This window comes from Gangjinia marincola (assembly GCF_039523415.1).
In the GTDB taxonomy this organism is placed as follows: Bacteria; Bacteroidota; Bacteroidia; order Flavobacteriales; family Flavobacteriaceae; genus Gangjinia; species Gangjinia marincola.
Map to the genome: position 1 here is coordinate 1 of NZ_BAAAFG010000005.1, position 19,467 is coordinate 19,467.

Here is a 19,467-nt window from a genome sequence, read left to right on the forward strand (position 1 = left end):
ATAGACAATTAGATTCAAATGGGGTGCGATGTACAAATCCCGTTGAAGGCGATGGAGCAAAAAGGGAAACGCACAGCGTGCGTGATTTTTGCGTCCCCCTTGGGCCATTGCCTTCAACTCGTTTATAAACGCAAGTTATATAAAAATAGGTGATTATATCATTTTAAAGTATATAAAGCACTAAAATTCAGTAAATATTGTATTTTTAACATTATGCAGGATATAGTCGATTTTGGGCAAATAATGGATATAAAGCGCTATAGTCCTCAAACTAAAGCAAGCTATAGTAATGCCGTCAAATTATTGTCTCATCACTATAGCGATATTTCGCTAGAATCTATTTCTGATAAGCAAATACAACAGTTTATCTTAACTCTAATACGAGAAAAAGAAATTTCAGCATCCTACCAAAGACAAATTGTAGGTGGATTAAATCTGTTTTACAAAGAGATGTATCAACGGCATCTTAATGTAACTCAATTAGCGGTTACACGCCGCGAATCTGCATTACCTCAAGTACTTGATAAAGCAGAAATCACAGCCTTACTCCATAAAACACACAATATAAAGCATAGAGCTATGCTAACATTGCTGTATAGCAGTGGCCTTAGAGTAGGGGAGTTAATTAATGTAAAGATCAATCATATCGATTCTAAACGTATGGTCATCTACGTTAAGGCAGCTAAAGGAAAAAAAGACAGGTATACCTTATTATCCATTAAGGCGTTACATCTTTTGCGGGAGTATGTAAAACAGCATAAGCCTAAAGATTTTCTGTTTGAAGGGCAAAAAGGAGGAAAATATTCTGCTAATAGTGTACGACAAATATTTAAGGCGTCTTGCAAAAGGGCTAATATAAGAAAGAACGTCAACCTTCATTCGCTTAGACATAGCTTTGCGACCCATCTTTTAGAACAAGGAACAGGTATTGCACATATTCAAAAGCTCTTAGGTCATGCTAATATTAAAACTACGTTGATCTATACACAGATTACAACCGCCAATCTTTCTACCATCATTAGCCCATTAGACAGTCTCTAAACCTCTTCAGACTTCATTTTATCCTGGATCATCTTAATCTCATCACGTAACTTTGCTGCCGTCATAAAATCCAGCTCCTTGGCCGCTTTTTCCATATCCCTGCGCAATAATTTGACCCGATCCTGTAATTGATCCTTGCTAAAATACTGTACCTCTTTTTCTGCTGCCTTTAACGTAGGAGCGTGTTCAAAGGTATAGGGTTCTACTTTCTTTCCGGCTAATGCATTGTCCAGTGACTTGTTTAGCGCAGTAGGGGTGATGCCATGTTCTTTATTATACGTCAACTGCTTGTTGCGTCGGTATTCGGTTTCATCGATGGTTTTTTGCATGCTGTCCGTAATTTTATCAGCATACATAATAGCTTTTCCCTCTAAATGACGCGCTGCGCGACCAATCGTTTGAGTCAGTGAACGGTTGCTGCGTAAAAAGCCTTCTTTATCAGCATCCAGGATGGCGACTAGCGAAACTTCGGGCAGGTCTAATCCCTCACGCAATAAGTTTACTCCTATCAAGACATCAAAAATGCCCTTACGCAAGTCCTGCATAATCTCTACCCGTTCTAACGTGTCGATATCACTATGAATATAACGACAGCGTACATTAATACGCGTTAAGTATTTTGCCAACTCTTCGGCCATTCGCTTAGTCAGCGTAGTGACCAAAACACGTTGATCTTTATCTACGCGCTGTTGTATCTCTTCAATCAAATCATCAATTTGATTGAGACTGGGACGCACCTCAATAATCGGGTCCAGTAATCCTGTTGGCCTGATCACCTGTTCTACATACACCCCTTCAGACTTGCCTAATTCATAATCTGCCGGAGTCGCACTTACATAAATCACCTGATTCTGAAGTGTTTCAAACTCTTCAAACTTCAACGGGCGGTTATCCATCGCTGCCGGAAGCCGAAACCCATACTCCACCAAATTCTCTTTTCTGGATCGATCCCCACCGTACATGGCAGAAACTTGCGGAATGGTTACGTGGCTCTCATCAATGATCATCAAATAATCATCTGGAAAGTAATCTAACAAGCAAAAGGGCCGGGTGCCGGGTGCTCTCCCGTCCAGGTACCTGGAGTAGTTTTCAATCCCGCTGCAATAGCCCAGTTCCCTGATCATCTCCAGGTCAAAATTAGTGCGCTCCTCCAGGCGTTTAGCCTCCAGTGGCTTCCCAATTTCTTTAAAGTACTCCACCTGTTTGCCCAAATCAATGCTAATTTGCTGGATAGCGCCATTAAGCACATCAGGCGAAGTCACGAACATGTTGGCGGGATATACATTTAAACGATCGTACTTTTCTAATACCTCATTGGTTTTGGGATCAAAAGCTTCTACTTCTTCAATCTCATCCCCAAAAAAATGTACCCTAAACGCATCATCTGCATACCCGGGAAAGATATCTACGGTATCTCCCTTAATCCTAAAGTTTCCGCGTTTGAACTCTGCCGTGGTACGCGAATAAAGTGATTGTACCAGGCGGTGCAGTAGTTTAGTACGTGAAAGTACCTGATCTTTTTTAAGCGAAATCACATTTTTTTGAAACTCAATGGGGTTACCAATCCCGTACAAACAACTTACACTGGCAACCACCAATACATCACGTCGACCGCTAAGTAGGGAAGAGGTGGTACTAAGCCGCATTTTTTCAATCTCCTCATTAATTGATAGATCTTTTTCAATGTATGTTCCGCTGGAGGGGATAAATGCTTCCGGTTGATAGTAATCGTAGTACGACACAAAATACTCTACCGCATTTTGAGGGAAAAATTGTTTGAACTCAGAATATAACTGTGCCGCCAGGGTTTTGTTGTGCGCCAGGACCAGGGTGGGTCGTTGCACTTCTTTTACCACATTCGCCACGGTAAAGGTCTTACCAGATCCGGTTACCCCTAACAGGGTTTGATATCTGTCCTGTTGCTCAATGCCCGCAACTAATTGTTTGATGGCTTCCGGTTGGTCCCCGGTGGGCTGAAATGAAGATTCTAACGTAAATTTCATGCAAAAATGATAAGAAACCAAAAATACGACAGATGTACCTAGAAATTACTAATACGATGTGAAGGTTTTAAATTTTTTGGCGTGATCCCCAACATATTGGGGACCGGGCTATCCGCTGTATCCTGCCCAATTACGTTGGGGAGGGATGCCGCTGCTATCCCTTCCCGAAATCATAACATTAGTCCTTTCGAACCGATCCCCAACTTGTTGGTGGGGAGTGTGAGAAATCTTATTGTTGCTAACCAAGATTTTAATGCAGTTCCTAGTTGGCAGATTTCTCGTCGCTTCGCTCCGTCGAAATGACCTAAATATGTCGATTCGCTTGCCTGTCTTATCTTTTTGATTAGAAATGAAATTACCAGCTGTCCTTTCGAACCGAATGAAATGAGTGTGAGAAATCTTATTATTGCTAACCAAGATTTTAGTACAGTTCCCAGTCGGCAGATTTCTCGTCGCTTCGCTCCGTCGAAATGACCTAAATATATCGATTCGCTTGCCTGTCTTATCTTTTTGATTAGAAATGAAATTACCAGCTGTCCTTTCGAACCGAATGAAATGAGTGTGAGAAATCTTATTATTGCTAACCAAGATTTTAGTACAGTTCCCAGTCGGCAGATTTCTCGTCGCTTCGCTCCGTCGAAATGACCTAAATATATCACTTTGCTTGCCTGTCTTATCTTTTTGGTTAGAAAGACTTTACCAGCTGTCATTTCGAACCGAATGCAATGAGTGTGAGAAATCTTATTGTTGCTAACCAAGATTTTAGTACAGTTCCTAGTCGGCAGATTTCTCGTCGCTTCGCTCTGTCGAAATGACCTAAATATATCACTTTGCTTGCCTGTCTTATCTTTTTGGTTAGAAAGACTTTACCAGCTGTCATTTCGAACCGATCTCCAACTTGTTGGTGGGGAGTGTGAGAAATTTTATTGTTGCTAACCAAGATTTTAATACAGTTCCTAGTCGGCAGATTTCTAATCGCTTCTCTCTGTCGAAATGACAAAACGATACTCAAAATACTTGATCATTGAGAAAATCCCAATTTGGATTAAAAGAACTAATAAGTTTATCTTTCTTTTCTCTTCTCCATTTTTTAATTTCTTTCTCACGATCTATGGCCTCTTTCGGTGTGTCAAAAGATTCGAAATAAATTAAGTAATAGCAATTATATCTTCCTGCGAAAGATTTTTTGGTATGCTCACTATCAAAATAATGTTGTGATAGTCTACGCTGGATATCATTAGTCACGCCTACATACAAGACGGTCTTGTTTTTATTGGTTATGAAGTAAACATGATAGGGATTAAGCATAGCTAAATATTTCTTTTTTAACTTAAGCAAAGTATAATAGATTGCAGTTCCTAGACGGCAGATTTCTCATCGCTTCGCTCTGTCGAAATGACCTAAATATATCGCTTCGCTTGCCTGTCTTATTTTTTTAGTTAGAAATAACTTTACCAGCTGTCATTTCGAACCGAATGCAGTGTTTGAAAAATCTTAACGTCAAAAACAAACAGTCATTTCGAACCGATCCCCAACTTGTTGGTGGGGAGCGTGAGAAATCTTATTGTTGGTAACCAAGATTTTAATGTAGTTCCTAGTCGGCAGATTTCTCATCGCTTCGCTCTGTCGAAATGACCTAAATATATCGCTTCGCTTGCCTGTCCCGTTTTTGGGGATCAAAATAACGAGAATGGAATAATTACCTATTCAAATACACCCAGCCCTTATAGGGTTCAGGATAATCGGGATCATTGAGGTTTAGAATATAGTAATACGTGCCGGTAGGTAATTCATTCCCTCCTAATCCTTCATTGGGCGTTCCATCCCAGGCAGGGATATCATTATTTCCTTTGTAAATGGTACTGCCATACCGATTAAAAACCTGTACTTCAAACTCCTTAAAAATATCATAGAGGCCTGTAATATCAAAAGTATCATTCACGCCATCCCCATTGGGAGAAAAACCTTGTGGGATAAACGGCGGACAGTTTTCTGTCTGGATCACGACGCGCTTTACCGTATAGCAAGCACCTTCATCATTTCGACCTATCCTAATAAAAATCTCTTGAGGATCGCCGGTATTTTGATATTGCGACGGCATCAAAATCTCATTTTCCATGAAGCTGGCGTCAGCTTGAGTAAGGTAATAGCCTTGTATAAATTCATCGGCAGATAAGTCATTGATAAATTGTGCTTCGGCATCCTGTAAATTAAAGGTGGCTAGTTCATTACCTTCATTACACTCGGTAAGACCGGTGAGGGTTTCAACTTCTGGAATAGACAATACACTAATTAAGAAGGAATCAATTACCTCGCAGGTAAAACCTTCGGCATTTTCTAATCGCACAAAAATTTCTTGCGGATTTGATGTATTGGTAAATGCTTCTATAGCTTGAAGCTCATTCATGGCTTGTTGGGCATCTTCCGCATTAGCGAAAAAAGAAAGTGTGACTTCGGCTTGACCGCCGACAATGGCTTCACCAACTTCTGTAAGATCAAATAGTGCGCTCTCATCATTGCTGGTGTCGTCACAGACACTCAAATCAAAAATATCCTGCACCACCGGTTGATAGATGATAAAAATATCAAAAGGCGTTACGCTAAAGCAAGAGTCGTTAGTATTATCCTCCACTCTTACATAGATGGTCTGTTGGGGCTCAGTTAGGGTTACTTCGCTTATTGGACTTATGGGATTTTGACTGGCAATAGCCTCATCCTCTGAAAGATGGAAAGAAATTGATATGTTGTCAACATCACCTTGAGCGATATCTAATGTTGGCGTTAAATCAGCAATAACCACTCCATCGTTAGAGGGTTCATCACATATAAAAATATCTTCCAGATCTCCCGCCGGGAACGGACTGGGGTTGAGTAACTCAATGCTGTCACTGTTATTCTCTTCATCTAATTCTGCTACTGTGCCATTGCCTCCACCGGCATCATCGGCAACCACTACCAACGTGAATACTGGCGGTACTCCTGCCGGGATCGTAACATCGGTGGTTTGTTGTGTACTTTGACCGGGTAGGAGTGTTATCTCCAGCGGTACGGTAAACAAAAATATGTCATCCGCATAAAACGCTATGGGAATGCCTTGAGGTAAAGGGTCAGTTCCTAACGTATTTGAAACCGTATAGGTAACTTCTGTCAACGATGCTAGGCATAATGGCGTTGTATTAATAATGCTCACGGTAGCATCAGGTACCTGGCTGTTTAATACCGTTATGATATTATTTACGATGACGTAATCCTGACCGCTGGTGAGCTGTATAAGTGCGGTATCATCTCCCGGATTAATGGTGTTTTGAATATTGAAGAAATCAATATCCATATTATATAATTCATTTGAATCTGTAAAACTATTCGTACCATTAAATGCGTTAGCGCTTGGATTTAGTGGTAGATTACTCAGGATTTGTCCGTTGATACTCAGGGTTTCATTTACAGCCAATGCACTGTCACCTTCCCAGGCGAGAAATCCGATTTTTGCGTCCTCATTATCTATGACATTTAAATTTTCCAGGGTAATGTTTAGTTGTGTATTTCCCGCAAATACACTTTCAAAACCATCAAATACATTGACTTGATTCAAAGGAAGCGTGGGATCCTCATACACAATTACAATGGACCAACCAGCAAAATTTGTGGCCGTGGGGCAGTAGTCATCAATTACCGCACTAACATCTAAATTTGATAGCGTGTATGGACCGTTCCCCGACGTTTGAACAAATGAAGTGACATCTGTAAATCCTCCAAAAAACACCCGTTGATCGTCTATGGCATCATTAAAGGTTCGCTCAGCTGAAATATTTGTTCCATTAAGCGTCACATTAAGATCCCCTTGTCCAGATCCCGCCCAGTAGAGGTAAGCTGCAATAACGGTTTGATTGTTTTGTAATGTTAGTTCTGCGGTTGATGTGGTTAGAACAATACAGTCCTGGGTTGGGTCATTTTCTGTAACGTTCATCGTATTACCAATCGCAATATAATCATATCGTCCCGCAAACTGACTTAAGGGTTCAATTTGCTGAGCAAAGATGCCTGTTACAGAAGATAAAAGGATAAAAAGAACTATTTTTTTCATACGCTTTCAAATATACATATTAAGCGCAAAGAATATCCGTACTATAAATCTCTTTTCTTGAGCAACGCGTATGAGAGATAAATAAAAATTGCTGTCCAGGCTAGCGCAATAACGATTTGGTACCATTGGATGCCATAATCTTTTGTAAACTCTGATCCTAGTTGATTGGCAGCGCTTTTGATTGCTCCTAATCTTGAAATAGGCTCTACCACAAGATTTGCCATGGATTCCAGCGGGAAAAATTGCATGACCTGACCTGCTTTGTCAAAATCATCAAAGATTTTTACCCCTAACACTACTTTAAGGATGCTTTCTGCAATCCACCAAACCACTAAAAAACCTAAGGCAAACGCAGAGCGTTTTACCAACATACCCAAAAACAAGCACATGCTAAAAAAGGCAGTTAACTTTACAAAATATGCAGGGATGTACTCCAGGTCACGAATGATGATAGAGAACTCCGTATAATCTGAAAAGGCCAACCCAAGAATCAGTGAAACCACAAATAAGAAAATAGCAGAGATTCCCGCATAGACCAATACAGTATAAAATTTGGAGAGAATAAATTCTTTTTTGCTTAGTCCGTCAATCAAGTTTTGCTTTAACGTGCGGTTACTATATTCATTGGACATCATGGATACAATTACTATAGCTAAGAATAGTTTTAAAAACGCCACAAAGTATGCATTAAAGTGCCAGATTAGCGGGAAATTAAATATACCCTGATCTGCCAGTCTAAAGTTGATCATTCCAAATTCAAACTTAATTGAAGCGAATAGTGCGATAAAAGTGATGAGAATAAAATAAGTTATCGTCAGAACCCGCGCAGACTTACTATATTTTAACTTGTGAAATTCTATGTTGAGTAGTCTAAGCATGTGATCAGGATTGTTTGGTTAATTCTAAGAACTGCTCTTCTAAGCTCTCCTTTCGTTTCACTAAGTGCGATAATAGGATGCCTTTTTGATGCAGGAGGTGATTGAGATCACTAGCTTCTAAAGGCTGATTTAAAAAAGCGGTCAACATGCCATTTTGATCATTTACCCGGTCAAAGGCTTCATGATGTTCTAAGGTGGTTTTTAGAAGAGCCAGATCATTGCATTTTAACTCAAAGAAACCGTGACTGGCATTCATTTCATCCACACGTCCTGCATAGAGCATTTTTCCTTTTCGAATGATAACTACATGGCTACATACTTTTTCTACTTCATCCAAGAGGTGAGAGGCAAGTAAAATTGTTGTACCATTTGCGGCAATATTTTTTATGATTTCTCTAATTTGATGAATTCCCTGCGGGTCAAGTCCATTCGTAGGTTCATCCAGAATAAGAATCTCAGGGTCATTGAGTAGGGCAGAGGCAATGGCAAGACGTTGCTTCATTCCTAAAGAGAAGGTTTTAAATTTACTGTCTTTACGATCTAACAACCCAACTACATCCAGCTTTTCTTCAATTTTCTCGTTGGTCACTCCTTTAATTTTACAGACCAGGTTAAGATTTTGCTTAGCTGTCATGTATGGATAGAAGTTGGGACGCTCAATAATTGCACCTACTTTTTTTAAGGCTTCATGGGTATCCATAGTTCCATCGAACCATTGATAATCCCCACCAGATTTATTCACTACGTTGAGTACCATTCCAAGTGTTGTGGACTTACCACTTCCGTTAGGACCTAAAATACCATAAACATTGCCTTTTTGAATCGTAAAGGTTAGGTTGTCAACAGCGGTAAGAGCTCCAAAACGCTTGGTGAGGTTATTTAGAGTTAAAATTGTTTGCAAGAGAGCGTAATTTAGAATTACAAGTATGACGAATGTCTGCGCTCTTTGTTACATGGTGTGCGTACAATCAATCAAACATAGATTTTAAAATCGTACGTATTCCTTTAAACATTAGATAAATAGCCAGGAAGAAAAAAAAGATTCCAACACCCAATACCGGGATGAACAGGGCGTGATCCTGATTTTTAAAGGCACTAAAAAGTACCATAGGTCCTAAAGCAATGCAGGGAAGTGCCATCGCCATAAATTTAATTCCTTTTCCTAAGACTTCGCGGTTAGTGTGTTTCATTGTAATAGGTATCGATTGCTTTACGAACGCTTCCGGTTTGATTTAAGAGTCGGGCAGCTTCAGGTTGATCTACCTTCGTTTCATTCATGATCATGCGTATACCACGTTCAACCAGCTTATCATTGCTAAGCTGCATATCTACCATCTTATTTCCTTTTACATGACCTAGTTTGATCATGGTTGTAGTAGAAATCATATTGAGAATGAGCTTTTGGGCTGTGCCTGCTTTCATACGTGAACTTCCTGTTACGACCTCTGGCCCTACAACAACTTCAATGGGATATAGGGCCGTTTTAGCCAACGGACTTCCTGCATTGCAGGTAATGCAACCGGTAAGAATACTGTTTTCATTGCATGCTTTAAGTCCAGAAATCACATAGGGAGTAGTGCCCGAGGCCGCGATACCTATCACCACATCTCTGGATGAGATATGATGACGCTGTAAATCCTTCCAGGATTGGTTGGTGCTGTCCTCGGCAAATTCTACAGCTGAGCGTATAGCATCGTCTCCTCCTGCAATAAGTCCAATAACTAAATCTGGAGATACACCAAATGTTGGAGGGCATTCACTTGCATCTACGATACCCAACCTCCCACTGGTTCCTGCACCAATGTAGAAAAGTCTGCCACCTTCTTTGAGTCTTGGCACGATTTGTTGAACGAGTGCTTCAATCTGGGGAATTACCTTTTTAACCGCTTGGGGTACCGTTTGGTCTTCTTTATTGATAGCAAGCAATAGTTCTGCGGTGCTTTTTGTCTCTAGATTATCATAATGAGAATCCAGTTCTGTTGTACGCGTAAATGTCATGCCGTAAAAATAGAAAGATTATTCTACAACAATGCTAAACTCGTACGTTTCTGAAATGCTAAAATAACCTAATGCAAAATCATCAGTATTTGTCGTGTTGATAATATTACCTCTTACGGTAGCAGGTGGTGCTTCAAAAGGGCCGCCGCCATCCTGACCGCTTTGCTCTATCAGTAAATTTAAGAAATCATAGTGTTGCTTATCTACGCCTATGATAGATATTGTCACCGGTGTCCCTTCATTGAGGTCCTCGTAGAAATAAGAAAATGTAAACTCCTGTCCATCATAAAATCGATCTTCAGTCGTGCCAAGTAGATTATCAAATCCAAAATCAAACAAGTAATAATCCTCTCTTGCGCCAATATCAGTAAAGGTTATTTTTACTTCCTTGTCATCTTCATCAAAAATTACGGTATCGCCTAGCTCAATCGTATCAATAGGAACGGTTGGAACTAGCTGTGTTGATGCTTTATAGGTATTACCTTCAGCAATTACTGTAAGTTCATAGGTTGTATTAAGTTGAAAAATCTCTTCGGTCTGCGCCGAATATACTCCGTCATTGTTAGCATCTGTAAATTCTATAATCTGCCCTGTAGTTAGATCAGTGATAAATACGTCAGCATCCAAAACCGGCGGAAGCTCATCATCAAAAAAGGGAGCAGTTTTAAGAAGTCGAACTTCACCACGTACGGTAGGTTCATTTTCACTCATAATGAGTTTAAACGCTGCATCAATCACTAGGCGCTCATCGTCAAAAGGAACATCAATATCAACAACCTCTTCACATGCCGTTATGCTCAAGATGACCAAAAACAAAACAATGAATTTTTTCATGGCTAGAATTTAAAATTATAGGTGACCGATGGGACGATCCCAAAGATGCTGGTTCTAATGGCTTCATTTCTTCCTGTATCTGTATTTTCTTCAAAACGAATGGAAGCTGCATTCATGCGGTTATAGACATTGTAAATGCTAAATACCCACTGTCCTTTCCAGTTGCGGCTTTCATTTTTTCTGGGATTTAAAGTCGCAGATAGATCCATGCGATGATAAGAGGGTAAGCGCTCTGCATTACGCAATCCAAACGTAGGGATAGTCAATCCCTGATATACGTATTGTCCTGTAGGATAATTGGTAGGTTGCCCGGTCTGGAATAAAAAGTTCGCGCCAAACGTCCATTTTTTAGATAAATCATAGGAGGCATTGATAGAAATATCGTGTGTTTTATCAAATGGAGTATTATACCATTCACCATTATTTATACCAGGTTCTGTTGCTGTTCTTCCGGGAGTTCGTTGCTCTGATCGCGATAATGTATACGCTAACCAACCTTTAAACCTACCTTCATTTTTTCTAAATAGAAGCTCTACTCCATATGCTCTGGCTTCACCGTTGAGAATAACTTGTTCAATATCATCATTTGCAATTAAATCTGCTCCATTAATATAATCAATGCGATTGTCTACGGTTTTGTAAAAAGCTTCCGCTTCAAGCGAAAAGGTATTATTCTTCCATTTTTTAAAATATCCTACTGCATATTGATTGAGTAATTGAGGCTCTATAAAAGGACCACTTGGTGTCCATACATCCAGCGGAGTAGGAGAGGCGGTGTTTGACAATAAGTGCAGGTACTGCGCCATGCGATTAAAACTTGCTTTTATCGATGTCTTGTCGTTAAGTCTGTAGGCCAGAGCTACCCTGGGTTCAATGTTAAAAAAGTCTTTGAGCACCTCACTGCGTTCCGGCTGAATGACATCTATAGGTTCGGCCTCTTCATAAATCTGAATCTCTTCGTTGAACTCGACCGGGCTATTTGCATAGACATTGAGTTTATCCTGACCAAAACGTGCAAAATGACTCAATCTAACCCCATAAGAAAGTGTCAAATCATCTGTAATACCGTGCTCTGCTTCAATATATCCTGAAAATTCATTGGCAAACTTCTTGGTAAGTTCTTCTGCAACGATTCCAGAATCATCACGGTTGGGCTCAATTTCTCCGGGATTAAAGCGATAATAAATGTTATTGATCCCGTAGTTAAGCTGAAAATTATCTGAAACATAATTTTTAAAATCATATTTCAAGTTTATGTTTCGAATTCCTGAATTCCACTGAAAACCTACAAAATCTAACTCTAAGCCATAGTAATAATCTGAATAGATAAGCGAAAGATTGGAGAACAATTTATCTGAAAATAAGTGGTTCCATCTCAAGTTTAAGGTAGAATTGCCATAGACGTTGACGAAACTTTCTGAAATAGCAAAAACATCTCTCCCAAAATACCCTGAAAGATACAAGTTGTTATTCTCGTTCGCTTTATATTTTAATTTGGTATTAAGGTCATAAAAGTAAGCGGTATTATCGTTATCAGTCAATTTTAAAAAGAGGTGCGCGTAGGAAGCTCTACCTCCAAAGAGATAGGAGAATTTATCTTTGATAATAGGTCCCTCTACCAATAAGCGACTCGCTACAGCTCCTATACCACCTTCTACTTTAAGTTCTTTACTGTTTCCTTCTCGCTGATAGATATCTAACACAGATGAGACTCTGCCGCCGTAACGCGCAGGGATCCCTCCTTTATAGAGTTTGATGTCTTTGATGGCATCTGGATTAAATACTGAAAAGAAGCCAAATAAATGAGAGGAGTTAAAGATAATGGCTTCATCCAGGAGAATAAGATTTTGATCTGCACTACCTCCCCGAACGTTAAATCCTGAAGCTCCTTCACCACCACTGGTAACTCCCGGAAGCAGTAAGATAGATTTTATTACATCTGCCTCACCCAATACCACCGGTATTTGTTTTATCGTTTCTGCCGTAAGCGAATTCACACTCATCTGGGGTTTACCTAAACTCAATTCTTCCACATCTTCTTTGATGACCACTTCATCCAGGCTTTCGACTGACTCATAAAGTTCAATATTGAGTTTTTGATTATTGGTTAAGGTTATGGTTTGATCGACATTGGCGAAACCAAGGTATCTAATACTCACCTCGTAAGTTCCCTCTGGTAAGGTGATCGAATAGAATCCGTACTCGTTGGAAACGGTTCCGGTATTTAATTGCGGAATGAGTATATTAACTCCAATAAGCGTTTCATTAGAAGAAGCATCGGTAACTGTACCACTCAAGGTGTATTTTTGTTGTGCAGAAAGGGAAACTGAAATGCTCACAAAGAACATGAAGACTATAAAGCGTTGTATCATCAATTGAGCTTAGGGCATAAAAATAACCCTATACAGTTGGTTATAGTATAGGGTTTATGAAAATTAAGAATTAAATAACATTGGTAGAAACCTGTTTTCTAACCAATAATCTCATTTAGTGTTTTACTCGGGCGCATTGCTTTAGAAACGACTTCATCTGCAGGGTAATAATATCCTCCCAACTCTTTAGGCTCTCCCTGGGCATCAATCAATTCTTTATTGATCTGCTCCTCATTTTCACGCAGTTGCTCCGCAAGTTTAGTAAACTGTTGTTTTAACTCTTGATCTTTATCTTGTTCAGCTAAAGCCTCGGCCCAATATAAGGCGAGGTAAAAATGACTTCCTCGGTTGTCCAATTCGTTTACTTTGCGCGAAGGGGATTTTTTGTTCAGTAAAAACTTTTCAGTTGCTTGATCCAGTGCTTCACCTAAAATGATCGCCTTTTTATTGTCTGTCTTTTCCCCTAAATGATCCAGGGAAACTGCTAGGGCCAAGAACTCACCCAATGAATCCCAACGTAAGTGTGCTTCTTTGACAAATTGTTGTACGTGCTTAGGAGCAGATCCACCGGCACCGGTTTCAAATAAGCCTCCGCCATTCATCAACGGCACAATAGAAAGCATTTTTGCGCTGGTTCCAAGTTCCAGAATAGGAAATAAATCAGTATTGTAGTCTCTCAAAACATTCCCTGTTACAGAGATGGTGTCCTCTCCATTCTTAAGACGGGGTAGGGTGAAGCGTGTGGCTTCTTCAGGCGACATGATGTCGATATGTAGGTCATCTGTATCGTGATCCTTCAGATATTCATTTACTTTTTTGATGAGTTCTGCATCGTGCGCTCTGTGTTGATCTAACCAAAAAATTGCCGGCATCCCGGATGCTTTTGCTCTGTTGACGGCTAATTTTACCCAATCTCTAATGGGGGCATCTTTGGTTTGACACATGCGCCAAATATCACCAGCCTCCACAGCATGGCGCAGGAGCGTATTTCCTTTAGCATCGATCACTTTAACTTCACCATCCTTTGGAATTTCAAAGGTTTTATCATGTGATCCGTATTCTTCGGCTTTTTGAGCCATCAAACCAACGTTAGGAACTGTTCCCATGGTGGTTGGATCAAAAGCACCGTGTTCTTTACAAAAATTAATCACTTCTTGATAGACTCCGGCATAACTGCTGTCTGGAATTACCGCTTTAGTGTCTTGTTGCTTCCCTTCACTATTCCACATTTGACCAGAAGTTCTAATCATCGCCGGCATAGAGGCATCTATGATGACATCGTTGGGAAAGTGCAGGTTGGTTATTCCACGATCAGAATCGACCATGGCTACCGCAGGTCGTTTATTATAAACTGCGCGGATATCTGCTTCAATAGCTTCTTGTTTGTCTTTAGGTAGATCTGTTATTTTAGCATACACATTAGCAAATCCATTGTTTTCTTCTACGCCTAATTTTTTAAACGTATCTGCATATTTTTCAAATACATCTTTGAAAAACACACGGACGGCATGACCAAAAATTATCGGATCAGACACTTTCATCATGGTTGCTTTCATATGCAGCGAAAACAGGATGTTTTTCTCTTTAGCATCTTCAATCTGCTTGACTAGAAATTCGATCAAAGCTTTTTTGCTCATAAACGAGGCATCAATCACTTCACCCGCTAAGAGGGGAGTAGAGGCTTTTAATACCGTAATAGCACCGTCTTTATCCTCATGGACGATTTTAACATCGGTGGCTTCTTTAATTGTAATGGACTTTTCAGTATGTCTAAAATCACCGGCACTCATTGTAGCCACATGAGTTTTAGAATCCTTATTCCAAGCACCCATGCGATGCGGATTGTTCTTTGCATATTGTTTTACTGGTTTAGGAGCTCTACGGTCTGAGTTTCCTTCACGTAAAACGGGGTTCACTGCGCTACCTTTTACTTTATCGTATTTAGCCTTGGTTTCTTTTTCTGCTTCAGTCTTTGCATCATCCGGATAATCTGGTAAGTCAAAGCCTTGTGCTTGTAATTCCTTTATGGCAGCTTTGAGCTGCGGAATAGAAGCACTAATGTTAGGAAGTTTGATAATGTTTGCCTCAGGTGTTTTAGCTAGTTCTCCTAGCTCTGCCAAGTCATCATGGATCTGTTGATCTTTTGGTAATACATCTGAAAAGCCGGCAAGTATTCTGGCAGCTAAGGAAATATCTCTCGTTTCTACATTAACTCCTGCTGCACGGGTGAATTTCTTTATAATGGGTAAGAGAGAATGTGTTGCTAATGCCGGGGCTTCATCAGTTTTGGTATAGATAATTGTATTAATATCAACTTCCATATAGGTGTCAAAATTTAAGATTAAACGTAGAACAATGCCTCATTTTTGAGGAAGGCTTGCAAATATAAGGATTTACACTGGCTTTTGGAACTGGCGCTATCCCGGAATTTACATTGAATGAAGAAACAAAAAAAAGCCATTTAACGAACAGTGTTACCTGTGATTAAATGGCTTCTCGTTGTAAAGGCCTTAACAACAAATATTTATATATTCAATTGCAATCGTACTCGATTGAGCCAGTCAACATGGTTTATGCTTCTTAAATCGCACTGAAAAAATTTTCATTTTTCACTACTTGAATACATAAACATTATTAAAATGAGATTCCTTTTGTCTTCTCATTCAATTCTTACATAAAGATAGGAAAAATTTTAATAGGAGCAAATTTTTGTATCCTTTTCTTTTTCAACCGTTTATAAACCTAAGTTATTAACTTTTGTTCATAAAAAAAGCCTTCGGTAGATATACCGAAGGCTTTATAACCTGAAATAACAAATGGACTTATCGCTTCATTTGCTCTTTAATACGTGCTTTTTTACCTGTAAGACCTCTAAAGTAGAAGATACGTGATCTACGTACTTTACCTTTCTTATTCACTTCAATTTTTTGAAGTGCCGGTAAATTCATAGGGAAAATACGCTCAACACCTACTGAACCACTCATCTTACGAATCGTGAACGTTCTGGTGCTTCCTGTTCCTCTTGTTTGCAACACTACACCTCTAAAAAACTGTGTACGTGTCTTGTTTCCTTCTTTAATTTCGTAGTACACGGTAATCGTGTCTCCTGCTCCAAACGCAGGGAATTCATTTTTAGAAATAAATTCGTCTTGTACGTATTTTACTAACGCTTCCATATTAATCGTTTAAACGTATAGTTTAAAAGAACATTCACGGTGATCGCCAGAGGTTCATCTAAAACGGATGCAAAGATACTTTTTCTTTTCTAATCAACAAGAGCCAGGTGTTTTTTTTGTATAAAGTCTCAGTCTCAGCCTTTCGTTACAGATTCTTAACTAATCATATCCTAAGCCTGCCGTAATAGATATATACAAAGTAAATTTCAAAAAAAACTAAATACCGTCGGTCATTTCGCTTTTCTCTATTTCCTACTACCTGTCAGCAATAATAAATAACTCAATAACCAATAACCAGTAATGATTGTCGACAACCCTCATTCGTCATCCAACAAATCCGGTCGACGTTTTTTAGTGTGTTCGTAAGCTTGTTCTTCACGCCAGGCTTCGATTTTAGGGAAATTACCACTGGTAAGCAGATCTGGTACTTTCCAACCTTTATATTCTGCCGGACGAGTATATATTGGAGGAGCCAGGAGTCCATCTTGAAATGAATCTGTAAGAGCAGAGGTCTCATTATTCAGCACACCGGGAATTAATCGTATGACTGCATCTGCCAGCACTGCAGCACCTAGTTCTCCACCAGATAATACATAATCGCCAATTGAAATTTCACGGGTGATAAAGTGATCGCGTACACGTTGATCCACTCCTTTATAATGCCCGCAGAGAATGATGATATTCTTTTTCAGCGAAAGCGCATTTGCAATTCCCTGATTCAGCGTCTCACCATCTGGTGTCATATAGATGATCTCGTCATAGTCTCGTTCAGCTTTTAATCCTGAAATGCATTTATCAATGGGTTCTATCATCAATACCATACCCGCACCACCACCAAACTGATAGTCATCTACTTGTTTGTGTTTATTGGTACTATAGTCTCTTATGTTGTGAAAGTGCACTTCTACCAGTCCATTATCAATGGCTCTTCTTAGAATAGAAGCGGCGAATGGGCTCTGAATGAGTTCTGGCACAACGGTAATGATATCAATGCGCATAATTAGGCTTGGGGTGAGGTCCAAAAGTAATGAAAAGTACGGTCATCTTTTTTCCAACCCAATTTTTCATAGAGGTATTGTGCGGGATTGTTGTGATCAGTTTCTAAGGCGAGACCTTTTGCCTTTTGTAGTCTACAGAATTCTTTTGCTTTTTCAAGTAGAGCAGTAGCAATGCCTTGATTTCGATGAGTTTCAGCTACAAATAGATCATTTAAAATATATTGGCGTTGTAAGCTCACTGAGGAAAAACTTGAATATAATTGCGTAAATCCAACAATCTGATCTCCATCTTCTGCCATAAAAACAACGGAATCATTTTTTTGAAAACGCTTTTCTAAAAAATCTCTTGCTGCTTCAAGGTGAGAAGATTGCTTATAAAAGACTCTATATTGATCAAAAAGAGGAGCTAATTGGTCTAGGTCCTTTAGTTCAGCCATTCTAATTTGCATTGATCAGGCTTTCTAGTTAATGATTATCTTATGAGTAGAGGTATTTCCAGAAACTTCGGTTAAATGCAGAATATACATTCCGTCAGAGATATTTGAAATATCAATGCGATTGGAATTGAGATGATAGATTTGTTTTATTAATTTACCTGTAGCGTCGTATATGTTAGCGTTGGCTAGTGCATCAGTATTTAGAACGGTTAAGTAATTCTGTGACAGGGATGGATTAGGAAATATAATGATGTCATTAACCGAATTTTCAAACGAAGTCGTACTAAGTAACAACGAACCCATGGTATTTTCAGCATTAAGTCTACCATGGCCATAATAAGGATCCCAACCTTCAACATCTAGCGCATTACCAACCTGATCTTCTGCTCCAAAACGAATTAAATCATATATTTCATCATAGCTTTTAGTGTTATCATGCGACAGAATTAAAGAAACTACTCCTGCCACTAAAGGTGTTGCTTGTGACGTTCCTCCCCAATAGGAGTTGTAATTTGTATCAGAATCGTAGCGTAAGCCCCACATATAATTTCCGGGTGCAACTAGATCGATATGATCTCCGTAATTGCTACCGCTATTAGGATTCCAAAAGAACGGCTCTGAGCGTTCATCATTTGGATTTGTAGAACCAACGGCTATGGTTTTGTCGAATCCCGCAGGATAATAGGTCACGTCATTATTTTCATTCATCATGCATGCAACTATAATTACACCATTGTCATACGCATAGTTAACTGCATTTTGCATACTTGTTGAGAATCCACTACCACCAAGAGACATATTAATTACGCTGGCTCCGTTATTTACAGCGTAATAAATCCCTTCAATCATGTCACTGTAAAAACCACTGTTATCTTCATCCAAAACTTTTAAGGACATAATTTTTGATTGCCAGTTTATACCGGCGTATCCACTGGTATTATTACCAGTTGCCAGAGCGATACCGGTAACATTCGTTCCATGACCTTGATCATCAGTAGGGTCATTGTCACCATTTACGAAATCCCATCCACCGAATGAATCATCGATGTATCCATTATTATCTGTATCATTCCCATCATTACTCTCATCCTCATTGATCCAGATTCTTCCTGAAAACTCGGGATGCTGCATGCGTAAACCAGTATCTAAAACAGCCACGACCAGATTGGGATCTCCGGTAGAGATATCCCACGCGGCTTCAATATCTATATCAGCATCTTCGGTTGCAGGAGAAAGTGAAAACGTACCGTCATTAAATAATCCCCATTGTCTGTTATAAAAGAACTCATCATTAGGGGTGATAAGTTGTTGTCCGGCACCTTTTGCCTGATAGTTGGGTTCTGCGTAGTTGACTTCCGGAATATCTTCCAACGCTGAAATAACATCAGCTCTCGTCGATCTATTTTTACTGTACGTAAGAAGGTATAGGTGATCCTTATCGCTAGCACCTATTTTTTTAGATGAGATGATAATTTTATCTAAGTCACTCGCATCAAAAAACTTGGAATCTAAATCTGGCTGGTCTTCTTTAAAGCTTACAATAATGGTATTACTTATTCCATTATTGTTTTGCTGAGCGAAAAGACCTATCCAAAATATATGTATCAAAAACAGGACATATACTTTTTCTCTCATACTAGTTATAT

General features: G+C 39.4%; 15 protein-coding genes. 1 reads left to right on the forward strand and 14 read right to left on the reverse strand.

Translation table 11 applies throughout. The annotated features are described in order from the left end of the window. Positions 1-213 precede the first annotated feature (213 nt). Positions 214-1,041: a tyrosine-type recombinase/integrase gene (locus ABD000_RS03775; RefSeq protein WP_343764039.1), complete on the forward strand. Its 828-nt coding sequence runs from the start codon at positions 214-216 to the stop codon at positions 1,039-1,041. Here ABD000_RS03775 and uvrB read toward each other — a convergent pair. The 14 genes from uvrB to ABD000_RS03845 all read right to left on the reverse strand — a co-directional run bounded on the left by uvrB (position 1,038) and on the right by ABD000_RS03845 (position 19,456). Then, a complete protein-coding gene (gene uvrB, locus ABD000_RS03780) occupies positions 1,038-3,044 on the reverse strand; it encodes an excinuclease ABC subunit UvrB (RefSeq protein WP_343764042.1) in 2,007 nt (668 codons plus the stop codon). The genes ABD000_RS03775 and uvrB overlap by 4 nt on opposite strands. Positions 3,045-4,052: 1,008 nt before the next feature. Further along, positions 4,053-4,352 carry a GIY-YIG nuclease family protein gene (locus ABD000_RS03785; protein WP_343764045.1) on the reverse strand — a complete coding sequence of 100 codons (300 nt, stop codon included), beginning with the start codon at positions 4,350-4,352 and terminating at the stop codon, positions 4,053-4,055. Positions 4,353-4,743: 391 nt separating this feature from the next. Then, a complete protein-coding gene (locus ABD000_RS03790) occupies positions 4,744-7,128 on the reverse strand; it encodes a T9SS type B sorting domain-containing protein (RefSeq protein ID WP_343764048.1) in 2,385 nt (794 codons plus the stop codon). A 41-nt stretch (positions 7,129-7,169) separates the two neighbouring features. After that, the gene (locus tag ABD000_RS03795) at positions 7,170-8,006 is read right to left on the reverse strand and encodes an ABC transporter permease (RefSeq protein ID WP_343764051.1); all 837 of its coding nucleotides are present in this window, start codon (positions 8,004-8,006) and stop codon (positions 7,170-7,172) included. A gap of 4 nt (positions 8,007-8,010) precedes the next feature. Continuing rightward, positions 8,011-8,907, reverse strand: a complete 897-nt coding sequence (locus ABD000_RS03800) for an ABC transporter ATP-binding protein (protein WP_343764053.1) — start codon at positions 8,905-8,907, stop codon at positions 8,011-8,013. Positions 8,908-8,974: 67 nt separating this feature from the next. Then, positions 8,975-9,196, reverse strand: coding sequence for a DUF6095 family protein (locus ABD000_RS03805; protein WP_343764055.1), 222 nt, complete (start codon positions 9,194-9,196; stop codon positions 8,975-8,977). After that, entirely contained in the window at positions 9,183-10,004 is an 822-nt protein-coding gene (gene murQ / locus ABD000_RS03810; protein ID WP_343764058.1) for an N-acetylmuramic acid 6-phosphate etherase, read from the reverse strand. Before murQ ends, ABD000_RS03805 begins: the two co-directional genes overlap by 14 nt. Before the next feature lie 18 nt (positions 10,005-10,022). Beyond that, on the reverse strand, positions 10,023-10,838 hold the full coding sequence (locus tag ABD000_RS03815) for a DUF4249 domain-containing protein (RefSeq protein ID WP_343764061.1): 816 nt from the start codon (positions 10,836-10,838) through the stop codon (positions 10,023-10,025). Positions 10,839-10,840: 2 nt separating this feature from the next. Beyond that, the gene (locus ABD000_RS03820; protein WP_343764064.1) at positions 10,841-13,210 is read right to left on the reverse strand and encodes a TonB-dependent receptor; all 2,370 of its coding nucleotides are present in this window, start codon (positions 13,208-13,210) and stop codon (positions 10,841-10,843) included. Positions 13,211-13,308: 98 nt separating this feature from the next. Next, complete coding sequence (locus ABD000_RS03825) at positions 13,309-15,531, reverse strand: NADP-dependent isocitrate dehydrogenase (RefSeq protein WP_343764067.1); 2,223 nt, start codon at positions 15,529-15,531, stop codon at positions 13,309-13,311. Between the two features lie 501 nt (positions 15,532-16,032). Next, entirely contained in the window at positions 16,033-16,386 is a 354-nt protein-coding gene (gene rplS, locus ABD000_RS03830) for a 50S ribosomal protein L19 (RefSeq protein ID WP_343764071.1), read from the reverse strand. Positions 16,387-16,703: 317 nt separating this feature from the next. Beyond that, on the reverse strand, positions 16,704-17,384 hold the full coding sequence (gene trmD, locus ABD000_RS03835; RefSeq protein WP_343764074.1) for a tRNA (guanosine(37)-N1)-methyltransferase TrmD: 681 nt from the start codon (positions 17,382-17,384) through the stop codon (positions 16,704-16,706). A 2-nt stretch (positions 17,385-17,386) separates the two neighbouring features. Then, on the reverse strand, positions 17,387-17,821 hold the full coding sequence (locus ABD000_RS03840; protein WP_343764077.1) for a GNAT family N-acetyltransferase: 435 nt from the start codon (positions 17,819-17,821) through the stop codon (positions 17,387-17,389). 24 nt (positions 17,822-17,845) lie between these two features. After that, the gene (locus ABD000_RS03845; protein ID WP_343764080.1) at positions 17,846-19,456 is read right to left on the reverse strand and encodes a S8 family peptidase; all 1,611 of its coding nucleotides are present in this window, start codon (positions 19,454-19,456) and stop codon (positions 17,846-17,848) included. Positions 19,457-19,467: the final 11 nt, after the last annotated feature.